The organism is Deinococcus metalli (assembly GCF_014201805.1).
GTDB lineage: Bacteria > Deinococcota > Deinococci > Deinococcales > Deinococcaceae > Deinococcus > Deinococcus metalli.
The window spans coordinates 301259-316956 of sequence record NZ_JACHFK010000005.1 but is presented as its reverse complement, the minus strand read 5'-3'; the positions used below and the strand labels follow the sequence as shown (position 1 = coordinate 316956).

Sequence of the window (15698 nt, the reverse complement as noted above, 5' to 3'; positions counted from 1 at the left end):
CATGGCCAAGCTCGTGATTTCCGAATTCCTCTCCCTGGACGGCGTGATGGACGAGCCCTCGTGGACGGCCCCGTACTGGAACGACGACATCGCCGCGTTCAAGGCGGCCGAAATGCAGGCGGCGCGGGCGCTCCTCCAGGGCCGCGTGACCTACGAGGGCATGGCTGCCGCGTGGCCCGCCCGAGCCGGCGATCCCGGCGCGGACCTGATGAACAGCCTGCCCAAGTACGTCGTCTCCACGACACTCACGGACGCGACCTGGAACAACTCGACCATCATTCGGGACAACGTGGTCGAGGAGATCCGGGCGGTGAAGGAGCGCTACGACGGCGACGTGCTGGTGTATGGCAGCGGCGGTCTGGCCCAGACGCTGCTGGACGCCGGACTGGTCGATGGCCTGAACCTGCTGGTGTACCCCCTGACGCTCGGAAGCGGCAAGCGCTTCTTCCGCGACGGCCTGGGCAGCGTAAAGCTGGCGCTGCGCGAGGCCCGGCCCATCGGCCGCGGTGTCGTGCTGCTGCAGTACGGGCCGGCGGACGCCTGACGGCCGTGGGAAAGGTGCTGATCGACATCACCATGTCCGTGGACGGCTTCGTGACCGGCCCGAACGACGGCCCCGGCAACGGCCTGGGCGACGGCGGGAGGGCCCTGCACGAGTGGGTGTTCCACCCCACACCGGACGACCTGACGGTGCTCGTCGACGAGCCGCAGCAGCGCCTGGGCTCATGCGTACTGGGCCGGCGCACCTTCGACATCGCGCAGGAGGCGTGGGGCGAGCAGCCGCCCTTCGGCGCGAGCACCGTGTTCGTCCTGACGCACCGCCCGCACGACACGCGGCGGCCGGCAAGGACGTGGTGCTGATGGGCGCAGACGTCAGCCGGCAGGCGCTGCGGGCCGGCCGGGTGGACGAACTCCAGCTGCACGTCGCGAACCTGCTGCTCGGCGCGGGCCGCCCGCTGTTCACTCACCTCGGCGGGCCGGTCGCGCTGGAACGCCTGCGCGCGTTGCCCACGCCGGCTGCCACGCACCTCCACTACCGCGTTCTCAAAGAAGGGTGATTCCATGTCATTTCAGGCGTACCTCGACACCGTCCACGCGAAAACTGGCAAGACCGTCGCGGACTTCCGCACCGAGAGCGGCGAGAAGGGTCTCACGAAGCACGGCGAGATCGTGGCGTGGCTCAAGCAGGACTACGGCCTGGGCCACGGCCACGCGAACGCCATCGCCGCCGCGCTGCTGAAGGCCGACCACTTCGCGGCGCCCAAAGACGACCGGTCAGACGCCGTGTTCAGCGGGAAGAAGGCCGTGTGGAAACCCGCCTTCGACTCGCTGCGGGCGGCCGTGAGCGCCTTTGGGGACGACGTGGACACCGCGCCCACCGACACCTACGTGAGTTTCACGCGCAGCGGAAAGAAGTTCGCCATCGTGCAGCCGACGACCGGACGCCTGGACATCGGGCTCAAACGCCGCGACGCGGCCGTCACCGAGCGCTTCGAGGCCGCCGGATCGTGGAACACGATGGTCACCCACCGCGTGAGGATCGACGACGCCGCGCACCTCGACGCGGACGTCCTGGCGTGGCTGCGCGCCGCGTACGAGGGAGCGAAATGACCCGCAAGCTGATCTCCTTCACGCACATGACGCTGGACGGCTACGTCAACGGGCCGCAGGGCGAGCTGGGCTGGGCCAACGTCGAGCCGGAGATCGCCGCCGACGTGGACGCGCGCCTTGGCCGCGTGGGCGCCGCCGTGTACGGCCGGGTGGTGTACGGCATGATGGCCGGCTACTGGCCCACCGTGAAGGACGACCCGGACAGCACCGACCACGACCGCGCGCACATGGCATGGGTGGAGGCCATTCCCAAGGTCGTGATCTCGCGCTCGCTGGAACGGGCCGAGTGGAACAACACCACGCTGATCCGGGGGGACGTGGCCGGGCACGTCGCTGCGCTCAAGGCCCAGCCGGGCGGCGACCTGATGGTCTTCGGCAGTCCGCGGCTGGTGCACGTGCTGGCCGCCCTGGATCTGATCGACGAGTACCTGATCTACGTCAATCCCGTCACGCTCGGCGGCGGCACGCCCCTGTTCGAGCCGGGCCGGCCCGCCGCGACCCTCACGCGGCTGGAAACGAAAGCCTTCGATGCGGGCGTGACCGTGCTGCGCTACGCCACGCGCTGAGCATCACTAGGGAGCCCCATGTTGCAGACCTCCCCCGCCTTCAGCGGCTTCTCCGTCCCCGACATTTCCGCAGCCCGCGCCTTCTACGGGGGCGTGCTGGGCCTGGACGTGACCGAGGAGCACGGCATGCTCCGCCTGCACGTCACCGGTGGCCGGCCGGTACTGGTGTATCCCAAAACGGACCACACGCCCGCGGCCTACACGGTGCTGAACTTCCCGGTGCCGGACGTGGACGCCGCCGTGGACGCCCTGCACGCGGCCGGCATCGAGACCCTGCGCTACGAGGGTATGAACCTCGACGGCAGGGGCATCATGCGCGGCCAGGGACCGACCATCGCGTGGTTTGCCGATCCCGCCGGCAACGTCCTGTCCGTCCTTCACAACGATGAACCCGTGATCCCGGAGGTCCGTCCATGAGTGCTGCGCCCAAGACCCTCGCTGCCCGCGACCGCGCGGTGGTCATGATCCTGCTGATCGCGACCTTCGTGGTCATCCTGAACGAGACGATCATGAACGTCGCCATCCCGGTGCTGATGAAGGACCTGCGCGTCGGCGCAGGCAGCGCGCAGTGGCTCTCCACGGCGTTCATGCTGACCATGGCGGTGGTGATCCCAGTCACGGGCTTCCTGCTCCAGCGCCTCGCCACCCGCACGGTGTTCCTGCTGGCGATGGGCCTGTTCAGTGCGGGCACGCTGCTGGCCGCGCTGGCGCCCGGCTTCGTGCCGCTGTTGCTGGCGCGTGTGGTGCAGGCATCGGGCACCGCGATCATGCTGCCGCTGCTGATGACGACCGTGCTGACGGTGGTGCCGGAACGCAGCCGCGGCGCCGTGATGGGCAACATCAGCATCGTGATCTCGGTCGCGCCGGCCATCGGGCCGACCATCTCGGGCGTGATCCTGCAGGTCCTGTCGTGGCGCTTCATGTTCCTGTTCGTCCTGCCCATCGCCCTGGCCGCCCTGGCGTACGGGGCGCGGATGCTGGGCAACGTGGGCGAGCGCAGGAACTCGCCGCTGGACCTCATCTCCATTCCGCTGTCCGCGCTGGGCTTCGGCGGCTTCGTGTACGCGCTGAATCAGGCGAGCGGCCCCGGCGGCTTCGGCAGCTCCGGCGTGCTGTGGCCGCTGGGCGTGGCGGTCGTGGCGCTGGCCGCGTTCGTGTGGCGCCAGCGGGTCCTGATCCGGCGGGACGCGCCGCTGCTCGACCTGCGCGCCTTCGCGTTCCCACAGTTCACCCTCGGCGTGGGCCTGATGGTGATCGCCATGATGGCGCTGTTCGGCGGCGCGATCCTGCTGCCGCTGTACCTGCAGGGCGTGCGCGGCCTGAGCACCCTCCAGACCGGCCTGCTGCTGCTGCCCGGCGGCCTGGTGATGGGCCTGCTCGCGCCCACCGTCGGCCGCTGGTACGACCGCATCGGGCCGCGCCCGCTGACGCTGCCGGGCACGGTGCTGATGGCGGGCGTGCTGTGGGGCCTGGGGCACCTGACCGCCGCCACGCCAGTGTGGGCGCTGATCGCGCTGCACGTGGTCCTGAGCGTGGGCCTGGCCCTGCTGTTCACGCCGGTGTTCACCAGCAGCCTGGGGCCGCTGCCGCCGCAGCTGTACTCGCACGGCAGCGCCATCCTGAGCACCCTGCAGCAGGTGGCGGGCGCGGCGGGCACGGCGCTGCTGGTCACGCTGTACGCCGCGCGCAGCGCCGCGCTGGCGGGTGGCGGAGCGGCGCCGCTGCTGGCGCAGCAGAGCGGCATCCAGCTCGCGTTCACGGTGTCCGCGTGGATCGCCGCGCTGGCCGTGCCGCTCGCGCTGGGCCTGAAGAAAACGCCCCAGGCCGGGCCGGGGCACGCCGGGCCGCCCGCCCCGGAGACCACTGCGCCGCAGCCGGGCGACTGAGCATGCGCCGCGTGATCGCCAACCTCGACTCGACCGTGGACGGCGTGACGGAGCAGCCGGCGGCGTGGATGCGTCCCCGCCAGGCCGACGCGGACGCCCGCGTGCAGGCCATGATGCGCGGCACGGACGCCCTGCTGCTGGGCCGCGTGACCTACGACCACCTCGCCGCGTACTGGCCCGCACAGCCGCGCGGCGCGTCATGGATCGCGGACTTCGTGAACGGCACGCCGCGCGCCGTGGTCTCCCGCACGCTGCGCGACCCGGCATGGCCGGGCACCACGGTCCTGCCGGACCTGGACGGCGTGGCGGACCTCCGGGCGCAGGGGCAGGGCCACCTCGTCGTCCTGGGGAGCATGACGCTGCTGGACGCACTGGCGCGAGCGCACCTGATCGACGAGTACCACCTGTGGCTGCACCCGGTTCTGCTCGGCGGGGCGCGGCCCGTCTTCCCACCCGGCCTGAACCAGTCCCTGACCCTGCTGGAAGCGCAGCCCTTCACCGGCGGCCTGCTGCTGCTCCGGTACGCTCCACACGGAGGAACCGCATGACCACGATCCACCCCACCCCCGGCACCTACGCGGACCTGAACGGCCTGCACATGTACTACGAGCGCTCGGGCACACCCCGCCCGGACGGCGTCCCGCTGATCCTGCTGCACGGCGGCTTCGGCGCGACCGGCATGTTTGGCGGCGGCCTGACCCCGGCGCTCAATGCGGGCCGCGAGGTGATCGCCGTGGACGTGCAGGGCCACGGGCGCACTGCCGACATCGACCGTCCGCTGTCCTACGAGTCGATGGCCGACGACCTTGCAGCCCTGATCCGTCACCTGGGGCTGGAGCGCGCCGACGTGATGGGCTACTCGCTGGGCGGCGGCGTGGCCCTACAGACCGCCATTCGCCACCCGGACGCCGTGCGGGCGATGGTGGCGGTGTCCACGCCCTTGCGACGAGAAGCGTGGTACATCAGCTCGCGTGACAGCATGGAACAGATGGGCGAGCACACCGCCCAGCACATGCTCCGCACGCCCATCTACGAGCTGTACGCCGCCGTCGCCCCCCGCCCGGACGACTGGGCGCGGCTGTGGGGCAAGATGGGCGACCTGATGCGCCGCGACTACGACTGGACACCCCAGGTCGCGGCGCTGACCACGCCGACCCTGCTGGTGGCCGGCAACGCGGACTCCTTCGCGCCCGCGCACGCCACCGAGTTCTTCGCGCTGCTGGGCGGCGGCCAGCGCGACGGCGGCTGGGACGGCAGCGGCATGACGCCGCACCGGCTGGCGATCCTGCCCGGCGTCACGCACTACGACATCTTCACGTCGCCGCTGCTGCCCGCCGTGGTGCAGCCCTTCCTGGACGCCCAGGACGCCCGGTCATGAGCGACACGGCCCTGGTCGACACCGCACCCATCGACACCGCGCTCATCGACACCATGGCCGCGCACCCGCCCATCGTGGACCGCGGGGCGTGGACGGCCGCCCGCGACGCCCTGTTGCCGCTGGAAAAGGCCGAGACGCGCCTGCGGGACGCCATCGCCGCGCAGCGCCGCCGCCTGCCCATGACGCCCGTGGAGGACTACACCTTCACGGGCGAGCACGGCCCGGTCACGCTGTCGGGGCTGTTTGCAGGGCGCTCGCAGCTGATCGTCCACCACTTCATGTTCGAGCCGCACTGGACGCAGGGCTGCGTGTCGTGCTCGGACGACGCCGACAACGCCATTCCGCACCCCTCGCACCTCGCGCCGTACGACATCACGCTGGTGCGCATCTCGCGCGCGCCCATCGGGGCGCTGCTGGCGTACTCGGCGCGCATGGGCTGGAGCGTGCCGTGGGTGTCCGTGCAGGACACCACCTTCAACGAGGACTGGGGCTGGACGAAGCCCGGCGGCGGCGAGGTGCCCGGCTTCAGCGTGTACCTGCGGCACGGGGGCCGGCCCTACCTGACCTACCGCACGGTGGGCCGCGGCGCGGAACTCCTCTCCAGCATCGCGGGTCACCTCGACATCACGCCGTACGGCCGCCAGGAGGCGTGGGAGGACTCGCCGCCCGGCTGGCCGCGGGACGATACCTTCAGCAAGATCCGCCGCCACGACGAGTACCCACCGCTGCCCCAGACCACGCAGCCCTGAAAGGAGAGCCATGCCCACGTTCACCACGACCCTGAAGCAGGAAGGCAAGACCGCGACCGGCATCGAGGTGCCGCCGGAGATCATCGCAGCGCTCGGCGGCGGCAAGAAACCCGCCGTGCACGTCACCGTGAACGGGTACGCGTACCGCAGCACGGTCGGCGTGATGGGCGGGCACGCCATGATCCCCGTGAGCGCCGAGCACCGGAGGGGCGCGGGCCTGAGCGCCGGCGACACCGTGACCGTCACGCTGGAGCCCGACACCGCCCCGCGCGAGGTCGTGGTCCCGGACGACCTCCAGGCCGCGCTGGACGCCAACCCGGCCGCCCTGGCCGCCTTCGGGAAGCTGTCCTACAGCGGCAAGCGCCAGCACACCCTGAGCGTGGAGGGCACCACCAACCCCGACACGCGGGCGCGGCGCGTGGCCAAGGCCATCGAGACGCTGGCCGGCGGCGCGTGAACTGGACGCTCGAGGTGGTCGTGGTGCCCGTGTCGGACATCGACCGGGCGAAGGCCTTCTACGAGGGTGGCCTGGGCTTCCACGTGGACCATGACGTCGTCACGGGCAGCGGGCGGCTGGTGCAGCTCACGCCGCCGGGCTCCGGGTGCTCCATCGTGCTCGGGCCGCGCAGCATGCCGCCCGGCTCGCTCCAGGGCGTGCAACTGGTCGTGAACGACCTGCGCGCCGCCCACGCGGACCTCGTGTCGCGCGGGGTGGACGTCGGGGAGATCCGGGTGCTCGGCGGCCCACCGCGCCCCGCCACGCCGGACGATCCGCTCGACAACGTCGGCTTCGTGTTCTTCCGCGATCCGGACGGCAACGGCTGGGCCGTGCAGCAGATCGGTTCGCGCCCATGAAGGAGACCCACCCATGCCCCAGACCGTGACGCCCTTCCTGATGTTCCAGGGCGCCGCCGCCGACGCCCTGGCCCTGTACACCCGCGTGTTCCCGGATGCGCGCGTGGCGCACCTCGACCCCTACGGCCCGGAGGACGGCGCGGCAGCCGGCCTGATCCGCGGCGCGACCCTGCACCTCGCGGGCGGCCTGACTGTGCGCGTGTCGGACAGCCCGGTTCCGCACGCGTTCACGTTCACGCCGTCCTCGTCGCTGTTTGTGGACTGCACCGACGGAGCCGAGTTCGAGGCGCTGTACGCCGGCCTCTCGGAGGGCGGCGGCGTGCTGATGCCGCCGGCCGACTACGGCTTCTCCGCGCGCTTCGCGTGGGTGAACGACCCGTACGGCGTGTCGTGGCAGCTCAACGTGCCCCACCCGCCGGAGCCGGGTGCATGAGACCCCTGATCGTCAGCAACTTCGTGACCCTGGACGGCTGCTACGAGGACGCCGGCCGGACACTGGTGCCCCTCTTCACGTACCAGCACCCCGACTACCACGGCGACGACCAGTTCGACCACTACAACCTGGCGCTGCTGGAGGCGGCCGGAACGCTGCTGCTCGCCGGACACGTCTCGGCGCTGAACAACCTGCGCTACTGGCAGGGCGTGCGGGACGATCCGGGCGCGACCGACGTGCGCCGGGCCTTTGCGCGCCGCCTCGCGCAGATCGAGACGGTGATCGTGTCGGATCACCTCACGCCCGACGACCTGACGCCCTTCCCGACCGCCCGCGCCGTGCGGATCGCGGACGCCGAGGCCACGGTGCGCGCCCTGAAGGCCGGAGAGGGACCGCCCCTGCTGATCCTGCTCAGCCGCCTGCTGTGGAACGACCTGCTGGCGCGCGGCCTGGTGGACGAGCTGCACCTCACCACGTTCCCGCTGCTGGCCGGGCCGGACGGCACGCCGCTGTTCACGGGCCGCCCCCCGGCGCAGTTCCGCCTGCTGCGGACACAGAGTTTCCCCGGCTCCGGCAACGTGCTCAGCGTGTACGACGTGTCCCGCCTCGCGGCTACGCCGTGAGTGACCTGCCGCGCGTGTCCGACCCGGGCGGTGCAGTGGCCCTCCGCGAGGACTGTGGACCGTGAGGAAAACCTGACCGGTCCAGGGCCCAGCGCGACCACAGGCCCTGAGAGGATGGGGCGCATGCAGATCAAGCGCTGGACAGACCTGACCCCCGCCCAGAAGACCGCGCTCGTCGTCGCCGGAGCCGCGCAGCTCGGCGTGTTCGCCGCCGCGTGGGCCGATCTGAGCGGCCGCCGCCCCGAGAACGTGAACGGCCAGAAAGCCGCGTGGCGCGCGGCGCTGTTCGTGAACACGCTGGGGCCGCTCGCGTACTTCCTGCGGGGCCGCCGGCACAGCACGTGGACGGAGGCCAGCGTGCCCGACCAGACGGGCCGGGTCGTCATCGTGACCGGCGCGAACAGCGGCCTGGGGCTGGAGACGGCCCGTGTCCTCGCCCAGCACGGCGCGACCGTGGTGATGGCGTGCCGCAACGCGCAGCGCGCCCAGAGTGCCGCGGAGCAGATCCGTGCGCTGCGCCCCAGGGGCGAGGTGGTGCCGATGGCGCTCGACCTGGGCGACCTGACGTCCGTGGCCTCGTTCGCAGAGGCCTTCACTCAAAGGTTCGGCCGGCTGGACGTCTTGGTGAACAACGCGGGCATCATGGTGCCGCCGCTGGGCCGCACCGCCCAGGGCTTCGAGACGCAGTTCGGCGTGAACCATCTGGGCCACTTCGCCCTGACCGCCCGGCTGCTGCCGCTGCTGGAGCGCACGCCCGGCGCGCGCGTCGTGACCGTGAGCAGCATCGCGCACCGCTTCGGGCACGTGGACTTCACCGATCCGAACTGGCACTCGCGGCCCTACGCGCCCATGCCCGCGTACGGGCAGAGCAAACTGGCGAACCTGCTGTTCACAGCCGAACTCCAGCGCCGCCTGACCGCTGCCGGACAGGACGTGCTGGCCGTCGCCGCGCACCCCGGCTGGGCGTCGACCGGCCTCCAGGGCGACAGTAGCGGCGCGACCCTCCTGAACCGCTGGTTCGCCCAGCCGGCCGCACAGGGCGCCCTGCCCACCCTGTACGCCGCGACCTCGCCGGACGCGGTGGGCGGCGGGTACTACGGCCCGTCCGGCGTGCTGGAACTCGGCGGGACTCCGCAGCGCGTGTCAGAGGCGGACGCCGCGCAGGACCGTCACGCCGCCCGGCGCCTGTGGGCGCTGTCTGAGGAACTGAGCGGGGTCGAGTTCACGGTCTGACCGCACTCCCGCACCAGCACGTGTGACCTGGGTGCAAGTGGCCCTCCCCCGCTCCCGGCGGGCCGCGTAGACTCCGCGCATGACCGCCGTGACGCGTGACGTGCTGCTGACCTGCCCGCTCGACTGCCCGGACGCGTGCCGCCTGAAGGTCACGGTGGGCGCTCCGGACGGCGGGCCGCAGCGCATGCTGAAGGTCACGGGCGACCCGGCGCACCCGGTCACCAAGGGCTTCGCGTGCGTCAAGACCGTGCACTACCCCGCCCGCGCGAACCACCCCGAGCGGCCCCTGTACCCCCTGCGCCGCGTGAACGCCAAGACGGCCGCCCGGCCCGTGTGGGAGCGCGTGACGTGGGACGACGCCCTGGACGACATCGCCGCGCGCATGCGCGCCCTGCTCGACACGCGTGGCCCCAGCTCGATCCTGCGGTACACCTACGCCGGCACCATGGGCCTGATGGAAGGGCACCACGCGCACGCCCTGTTCCGGGTGCTGGGTGCCCCGGAACTCGACGAGACGATCTGCGCGTCGGCCGGCACCGCCGCGTGGACGCTGGGCTACGGCACCCGCTACGGCGTCGATCCGGCGGACGTGGCGCACGCGCGGCTGATCGTGCTGTGGGGCATCAACTCGCTGAGCACCAACAGCCACCTCACGCCGCACCTGACGGCCGCCCGCAAGGCCGGCGCGCGGATCGTGTGCGTCGATCCGTACCGCAACCGCACCGCCGCCTTCGCGGACGAGCACCTGAAGCTCATCCCCGGCACCGACGCGGCCCTCGCGCTGGGCGTGATGCACGAACTGTTCGCCCACGGCTGGACGGACGACGCCTACCTGGCGCACGCCACGCTGGGCGCGGACGAGCTGCGCGCCGCCGCCGCCGAGTGGACACCCGAGCGCACCGCCGAGGTCACCGGGCTGGACGCCGACACCGTGCGCGCCTTCGCCCGCGCCATCGGCACCACGCGGCCCACGTACATCCGCGTCGGGTACGGCATGACCCGCCACGAGACGGGCGGCACGAACCTGCGCGCCGTCACCCTGATCCCCGCGCTGACCGGCGACTGGCGCCATCGGGGCGGCGGCTGCACCCTGAGCACCAGCGGCGCCTTCAAACTCAACCGCACGCGCCTGGGCGCGCAGCACCGGCGGCCGGCGGACGTGCCGCACGTGAACATGAACGAGCTGGCCACGGCCCTGCGCCCCGAGGGCGGCTTCGGCGCGGCGTTCATCTACAACTGCAACCCCGCCGTGGTCGCCCCGGACAGCGCCCGCGTGCGCGCCGGCCTCCAGCGGGACGACCTGCTCGTGGTCGTGCTGGAACAGGCCCTGACCGAGACCGCCCGGCTGGCCGACTACGTGCTGCCCGCCACCACCTTCGCGGAACACCCAGATCTGTACACCAGCTACGGGCACCATTACCTGGGATACAACGCGCAGGCCATCGACGCTCCCGGCGAGGCCCGCCCGAATTCCTGGGTCTTCCAGCAGCTCGCCCGCCGCCTGGGCGTGACCGAACCCAGCGTGTACTGGTCGCTGGACGAGCTGATGGCCGAGCTCTTGACCACCGACCACGCGCACCTGAGCGGCATCACCCCCGAGCGGCTGAAGGCCGAGGGCAGCGTGAAGCTGAGCCTCCCGGACGGGTTCCTGCCCTACGCCCACGGCGCGGAGACGCCCAGCGGCAAGGTGCAGCTCTCGCCAGCGCCGCAGTACCGCGCCCCGGACGCCGTGCTGAACGCGGACTACCCGCTGCGGCTCCTCACGCCGCCCGCGCACCATTTCCTGAACTCCACCTACGGCAACCTGCCCAACCTGACCCGCGCCGAGGGCAGTGAACCGCACGTCATGATCCACCCCGCCGACGCCGAAGCCTACGGCCTGGAGGACGGCGCTCCCGCCACCCTGAGCAGTGAGGTCGGGCAGGCCTGCCGCCGGGTGAAGGTCACCGACGCCGTGCAGCCCGGCGTGGCGGTGCTGGAGGGAACGTGGTGGGGCCTGAACGCGCCGGACGGCGAGAGCATCAATGCCATCACCACCCAGACGCTGACCGACCTGGGCGGCGGCAGCACGTTCCACAACACACGGGTGAGGGTGGAGCGGACAGGTGGATGACGCGCTGAGGAAGACGCTGAGCATCCTCAACGACAATTGGTTCAGGTACGAGTCGCTGTGTCCACGCGCCATGTGGCTCGTCGAACTTCACCATGGCGTGGTGGAGAGCGGCGAGGATGCATATTCCTGGCCACTCCGCGCTTTCTTCGTCGACCATTGTGGACACACTGATAGAAGCGTGTTCGAGTGGAGGCGTTTCTACGTGAGCCAATGGCAGCCGATCTGGCACGTCGGGCAAGACCCGCCGCGCCGTGCAGGGCACCGCCCAGATGTGTATGAGATCGGTCTTGCATCGTTCACCCGTACCCTCGACACTGGCGTACTCACGGTGGAAATGATGTTCGGGCCTCTGTACGGAAGAGGTTGCGAACTGTCAGCCACCGGAGAATGCACCACGGTCTGGGTATCCTGACCCATGACCCCTTCCCTCCTCATCACCGGCGGCGGCCGGGGCATCGGCGCGGCGACGGCGCGGCTGGCAGCGCAGGCGGGGTACGCGGTGGGCCTCAGCTACCGGCATGACGCCCAGGCCGCAGCCGAGGTCGTGCGCGGCATCGAGGCGGCGGGTGGCCGGGCGCTGGCCGTGCGGGCCGACGTGGGCGTGGACTCGGACGTGGAGCGCCTGTTCGACGCGGTGCAGGCCGAGTTCGGGCCGCTGCGCGGGCTGGTGAACAACGCGGGCACCCTGGAGCGGCAGGCCCGCGTGGACGAGATGGACGCGGCCCGCCTGCACCGCGTCCTGACCACGAACGTGATCGGCGCGTTCCTGTGCGCGGGCGCGGCGGTGCGGCGCCTGTCCACCCGGCATGGCGGGGCGGGCGGCGTGATCGTGAACGTGTCGTCGCGGGCGGCCGTGCTGGGCTCCGGCGGCGAGTACGTGGACTACGCGGCGTCGAAGGGCGCGGTGGACACCCTGACGGTGGGACTGGCGCGCGAGGTCGCGCAGGAGAGCATCCGGGTGTGTGGTGTGCGGCCGGGCCTGATCGAGACGGACATCCACGCGCTGGGCGGCGAGCCGGGGCGGGTGGCGCGCCTGGCGTCCGGGGTGCCGCTGGGCCGGGGCGGCACCGCCGAGGAGGTGGCGCGGGCGATTCTGTGGCTGCTGTCGGACAATGCGTCGTACGTGACCGGCACGCTGCTGGACGTGAGTGGCGGTCGCTGAGGGCCGGGTTACGTCTTCTTCGCGGCGGCGTTGGCGGCCACGGCGGCACGAATCAGGTCGCGGAACGCGGCGGCGTCGAGCGTCTCTCCCTGTTTCAGGTCGATGGCCCGGCGGGCCGCGCCGCTCAGGCTGGCATTGAACAGCCCCGCCGGATCGGGCAGCGCCGCGCCACGAAAGAACGTGAGTTTCACGGCGTACTGATAGACCTCACCGGTGCACAGGACGCCGCCGTGCGACCACACCGGCACGCCGGGCGAGGTCGCCTTGGCCCACTTCCACTCCTCCTGCACGTCGGGCACGGCGTCGTGGATCAGCTGCCGGACGTGGGCGAGGGTCTGGCCGCGCCACCCACCCAGTTCGGCAATACGGGCGGTGATCCTGGCCGGCGCGTCTTCCGGCGGCGGGGCGGTGTTGGTCATGAGACTCCTCCGTGGGCTCATGGTGCCACGCTGGGCGTGGCCGGTGAGCACGGTTAACGGGCCTTGACTCTGGACACGCCCGCCCCGCCCCGGCCATGCCTACTGTGAGCGGTCATGACCGTGAGCGCCGACTACCGTCCCGCGCCGGCGCCGGCGAGTGTGCCGGTGCCAGCCGGGCGCGTGGTGGCGCTGGACGTGTTCCGGGGCGTGGCGATCATGGCGGTGGTGGCCCTCCACACCTCGGGCATGGGGCTGCGGTACGCGCCCGAGGGCAGCGCGCTGGGCACGGCACTGGCGGTCCTGAACCGGTCGCTGCTGTTCGTGGTGCCGGCCTTCGTGTTCATGACCGCGCTGGTGCTGACCCGCTCGGCCCTGCGGCACTTCGACCTGCGGCGGTACTACGCGTCGCGGGCGCGCACGGCCCTGCTGCCATACCTGCTGTGGACGCTGCTGTACGTGCTGTTCCGCTTCGCCACCGGCCAGGAGGACGCCGCGCAGGTGCGGGAGCCGGGGCGCTGGGCGGTGTGGCTGCTGTACGGCAAGGGCTACTACCACCTGTATTTCCTGCTGGTGGTGTTGCAGTTCTACGCGGTGCTGCCGCTGCTGCTGCCGCTGTGGCGTCGGCGCTGGCCGCTGTGGGGCGTGCTGCTGGCGGCGGCCGTGGCGCAGCTCGCGGTGTACGGCCTGAACCGGGTGGACGTGCTGGAGTTCGCGTACCCGGCGACCATGGCGGTGTGGTATCTCCCGACCCTGGCGCTGGGCATGTACTTCGGCGCGAACGAGGGCGCCTTCGAGGCGCTGTGGGCGCGCGGGCGCGTGTGGATCGTGGGCGTGACCGCGCTGACCCTGGCGTGGTTCCTGCCCCTGTCGCTGTCGGCGTTGCAGGAGGAGCCGGTGAGCACGCTGGCCTTCAGCGCGGCGAACTGGGCGTACACGGCGGCGGCGGTGCTGGTGCTGTTCGGCGCGTCGCTGGCGCTGGCGGCCACACGGGGCCGCTGGGTGCGGGCGCTGACGGTGCTGGGCACCCTCAGCCTGCAGGTGTACCTGCTGCACCCGGCGCTGCTGTACGTCATGGAACGCTGGGGCTTTCCGGCGCACCCGCTGGGATTCGCCGCCACGCTGCTGGGATACGGGCTGGCCGCGCTTCTGGTGCCGCTGCTGATCGCGCGCGCGCTGACGGGCACGGCTGCGTCCCGGTGGCTGTTCGGCCGTTAGGGTCGTGACAGGGTCGCCCTGCTACCCTCGGCGGGATGAAGCGTGTGGTATTTCCGCTGCTGCTGGGCGCCGTGCTGGTGTCGCCGGCCGCCCTGACCGCCCTGCCCCCCACCCAGACCGCGCCGAGTGTGCCCGTGCGTGACACGCCCCCAGCTGACCCGCACGCGGCCCCGCTGCGGTTGCCGCACCCACTGGGCGACGCCTTCCTGTACGTGCCCGGTGCGTGTACGCCCGCATGCCCGCTGGTGGTCGTGTCGCACTCGCGCGGCATGACGGCCGACCTGAGCCTGACCCGCCCGCACCTGACGGCGCTGTACGCCCGGCTGCGCGACGCCGGGTATGCCGTGCTGGTCAGCAACGACGCCGGGCCGACCACGTGGGGCGCGCCGCAGGCCATCACCTATCTGGCCGACATGCACGCCCGCGCCGTCCGGCTGTTTCCCTTCGACGGCCACATCTTCAACTTCGGGTACTCGATGGGCGGCCTGCCGGCGCTGCTCACGGCGTACGCGGGCGTCTACCCGGTCTCGGGCGTGATGCTGCTGGACGCCCAGGTGAGCCTGGAGGACGCGTGGCGCGGCGGCAACCCGACCTTCATGGCCGACATCGCCGCCGCGCACGGCCTGAAACCGGGCGAGGCGCTGCCGCCCGGCCGCGACCCGGGGCGCGACTACCCAGGGGCCGGCGCGGCGCTGCCGGTGCTGGTGGCGGGCAGCGCCGCCGACTCGGCGGTGTCGTTCGCGCGCAACGGCGAGGTGCTGTACGCCGCGAACACCTCGCCCGCGAGCCGCCTGCTGCACCTGGACGGGCCGCACCTGGGCGGCACTCACTTCGGGCCGGCGTTCGCGGACGAGCTGATGGCGTTCCTGGCCCGCGTACGGCAGGCCCAGCCCGACCCGCTGGGCCACGCCGACCCGTAACGCTCAGGGCCCCGCGACCATCGCCTTCCAGCCGTCCATGTCCTCGCCCACGGTGAGCACCTTGCCGCCGCGCACCAGCGGCAGTTTCAGCAGCTCCGGCGTCTCGATCACCTTCGCGATGATGCCCTCCTCGGTGGTGCGGAGATACGCGAGGTTGCTGCGCTCGTAGGCCTTGCCCTCCAGGTCGAGCAGGGCATTCACGCCGAATTTCTGCACGAAACGCGCGAGTTCGCCGCGCGCGATGGGCCGCTCGTTCAGGTCAACGAAGTGGATCTTGATCTTGCGTTCCTTGAAGAAGCGCTCGGCGGCGCGCGTTTCCTTGCTCCTGCGCGTGCCGAAGACCTGCACCTGAAGGTCGGACATGAAGCCTCCGATGGGAAGGGTGCACAGCACCCTGGACATCCGAACGGACGTGAGGAGGAGAGAGGATGGGCGGCGCGGAGTGGAGCCGCAGCCGGCGCGGTTCCGGGTGTGGCGGAATGGAGCAGAGTCCATCCCATGGGGGAAGTGTACCGGCCGCGGGCAGAGGAATTTG

General features: G+C 71.6%; 22 protein-coding genes. 20 read left to right on the top strand and 2 right to left on the bottom strand.

The window, feature by feature from the left end:
• The first annotated feature begins 1 nt into the window (after window position 1).
• From HNQ07_RS12225 to HNQ07_RS12140, 18 genes are all read left to right on the top strand, one after another.
• Window positions 2-544 carry a dihydrofolate reductase family protein gene (locus tag HNQ07_RS12225; RefSeq protein ID WP_184112123.1) on the top strand — a complete coding sequence of 181 codons (543 nt, stop codon included), beginning with the start codon at window positions 2-4 and terminating at the stop codon, window positions 542-544.
• A gap of 5 nt (window positions 545-549) precedes the next feature.
• The gene (locus tag HNQ07_RS12220; RefSeq protein WP_184112121.1) at window positions 550-861 is read left to right on the top strand and encodes a dihydrofolate reductase family protein; all 312 of its coding nucleotides are present in this window, start codon (window positions 550-552) and stop codon (window positions 859-861) included.
• Window positions 861-1058 carry a dihydrofolate reductase family protein gene (locus HNQ07_RS12215; RefSeq protein ID WP_184112119.1) on the top strand — a complete coding sequence of 66 codons (198 nt, stop codon included), beginning with the start codon at window positions 861-863 and terminating at the stop codon, window positions 1056-1058. Before HNQ07_RS12220 ends, HNQ07_RS12215 begins: the two co-directional genes overlap by 1 nt.
• A gap of 4 nt (window positions 1059-1062) precedes the next feature.
• The gene (locus HNQ07_RS12210; RefSeq protein ID WP_184112117.1) at window positions 1063-1611 is read left to right on the top strand and encodes a DUF4287 domain-containing protein; all 549 of its coding nucleotides are present in this window, start codon (window positions 1063-1065) and stop codon (window positions 1609-1611) included.
• Complete coding sequence (locus HNQ07_RS12205; RefSeq protein WP_184112115.1) at window positions 1608-2177, top strand: dihydrofolate reductase family protein; 570 nt, start codon at window positions 1608-1610, stop codon at window positions 2175-2177. The genes HNQ07_RS12210 and HNQ07_RS12205 overlap by 4 nt, the downstream gene beginning before the upstream one ends.
• Window positions 2178-2195: 18 nt before the next feature.
• Window positions 2196-2594 (top strand): VOC family protein, encoded by a 399-nt coding sequence (locus tag HNQ07_RS12200; protein WP_184112114.1) that lies wholly within the window; start codon window positions 2196-2198, stop codon window positions 2592-2594.
• Window positions 2591-4063 (top strand): DHA2 family efflux MFS transporter permease subunit, encoded by a 1473-nt coding sequence (locus HNQ07_RS12195; protein WP_184112113.1) that lies wholly within the window; start codon window positions 2591-2593, stop codon window positions 4061-4063. Before HNQ07_RS12200 ends, HNQ07_RS12195 begins: the two co-directional genes overlap by 4 nt.
• A 2-nt stretch (window positions 4064-4065) precedes the next feature.
• Window positions 4066-4611 carry a dihydrofolate reductase family protein gene (locus HNQ07_RS12190; protein ID WP_184112112.1) on the top strand — a complete coding sequence of 182 codons (546 nt, stop codon included), beginning with the start codon at window positions 4066-4068 and terminating at the stop codon, window positions 4609-4611.
• Window positions 4608-5441 (top strand): alpha/beta fold hydrolase, encoded by an 834-nt coding sequence (locus HNQ07_RS12185; RefSeq protein ID WP_221274958.1) that lies wholly within the window; start codon window positions 4608-4610, stop codon window positions 5439-5441. Before HNQ07_RS12190 ends, HNQ07_RS12185 begins: the two co-directional genes overlap by 4 nt.
• Window positions 5438-6190 carry a DUF899 domain-containing protein gene (locus tag HNQ07_RS12180; RefSeq protein ID WP_221274955.1) on the top strand — a complete coding sequence of 251 codons (753 nt, stop codon included), beginning with the start codon at window positions 5438-5440 and terminating at the stop codon, window positions 6188-6190. Before HNQ07_RS12185 ends, HNQ07_RS12180 begins: the two co-directional genes overlap by 4 nt.
• Window positions 6191-6200: 10 nt before the next feature.
• Window positions 6201-6647 (top strand): YdeI/OmpD-associated family protein, encoded by a 447-nt coding sequence (locus tag HNQ07_RS12175; RefSeq protein WP_184112111.1) that lies wholly within the window; start codon window positions 6201-6203, stop codon window positions 6645-6647.
• Window positions 6644-7045 carry a VOC family protein gene (locus tag HNQ07_RS12170; protein WP_184112110.1) on the top strand — a complete coding sequence of 134 codons (402 nt, stop codon included), beginning with the start codon at window positions 6644-6646 and terminating at the stop codon, window positions 7043-7045. The genes HNQ07_RS12175 and HNQ07_RS12170 overlap by 4 nt, the downstream gene beginning before the upstream one ends.
• A 13-nt stretch (window positions 7046-7058) precedes the next feature.
• Complete coding sequence (locus HNQ07_RS12165; protein ID WP_184112109.1) at window positions 7059-7478, top strand: VOC family protein; 420 nt, start codon at window positions 7059-7061, stop codon at window positions 7476-7478.
• Complete coding sequence (locus HNQ07_RS12160; RefSeq protein WP_184112108.1) at window positions 7475-8101, top strand: dihydrofolate reductase family protein; 627 nt, start codon at window positions 7475-7477, stop codon at window positions 8099-8101. The genes HNQ07_RS12165 and HNQ07_RS12160 overlap by 4 nt, the downstream gene beginning before the upstream one ends.
• A gap of 123 nt (window positions 8102-8224) precedes the next feature.
• Window positions 8225-9334 (top strand): oxidoreductase, encoded by a 1110-nt coding sequence (locus tag HNQ07_RS12155; protein ID WP_184112106.1) that lies wholly within the window; start codon window positions 8225-8227, stop codon window positions 9332-9334.
• Window positions 9335-9413: 79 nt separating this feature from the next.
• Window positions 9414-11447, top strand: coding sequence for a molybdopterin oxidoreductase family protein (locus HNQ07_RS12150; protein WP_184112104.1), 2034 nt, complete (start codon window positions 9414-9416; stop codon window positions 11445-11447).
• The gene (locus HNQ07_RS12145; protein WP_184112102.1) at window positions 11440-11859 is read left to right on the top strand and encodes a hypothetical protein; all 420 of its coding nucleotides are present in this window, start codon (window positions 11440-11442) and stop codon (window positions 11857-11859) included. The genes HNQ07_RS12150 and HNQ07_RS12145 overlap by 8 nt, the downstream gene beginning before the upstream one ends.
• Before the next feature lie 3 nt (window positions 11860-11862).
• Window positions 11863-12609: an SDR family oxidoreductase gene (locus HNQ07_RS12140; protein ID WP_184112100.1), complete on the top strand. Its 747-nt coding sequence runs from the start codon at window positions 11863-11865 to the stop codon at window positions 12607-12609.
• Window positions 12610-12617: 8 nt separating this feature from the next.
• Here the strand turns inward: HNQ07_RS12140 and HNQ07_RS12135 are convergent, their stop codons facing one another.
• Window positions 12618-13028, bottom strand: a complete 411-nt coding sequence (locus HNQ07_RS12135) for a DUF1801 domain-containing protein (RefSeq protein ID WP_184112098.1) — start codon at window positions 13026-13028, stop codon at window positions 12618-12620.
• A 114-nt stretch (window positions 13029-13142) separates the two neighbouring features.
• On the opposite strand from HNQ07_RS12135, the gene HNQ07_RS12130 reads away from it, so the two are divergent.
• Window positions 13143-14243, top strand: a complete 1101-nt coding sequence (locus HNQ07_RS12130; protein WP_184112096.1) for an acyltransferase family protein — start codon at window positions 13143-13145, stop codon at window positions 14241-14243.
• 35 nt (window positions 14244-14278) lie between these two features.
• Window positions 14279-15163: an alpha/beta hydrolase family protein gene (locus HNQ07_RS12125; RefSeq protein WP_184112094.1), complete on the top strand. Its 885-nt coding sequence runs from the start codon at window positions 14279-14281 to the stop codon at window positions 15161-15163.
• A gap of 3 nt (window positions 15164-15166) precedes the next feature.
• Here the strand turns inward: HNQ07_RS12125 and HNQ07_RS12120 are convergent, their stop codons facing one another.
• On the bottom strand, window positions 15167-15526 hold the full coding sequence (locus tag HNQ07_RS12120) for an ArsC/Spx/MgsR family protein (RefSeq protein WP_184112092.1): 360 nt from the start codon (window positions 15524-15526) through the stop codon (window positions 15167-15169).
• Between the last annotated feature and the right edge of the window lie 172 nt (window positions 15527-15698).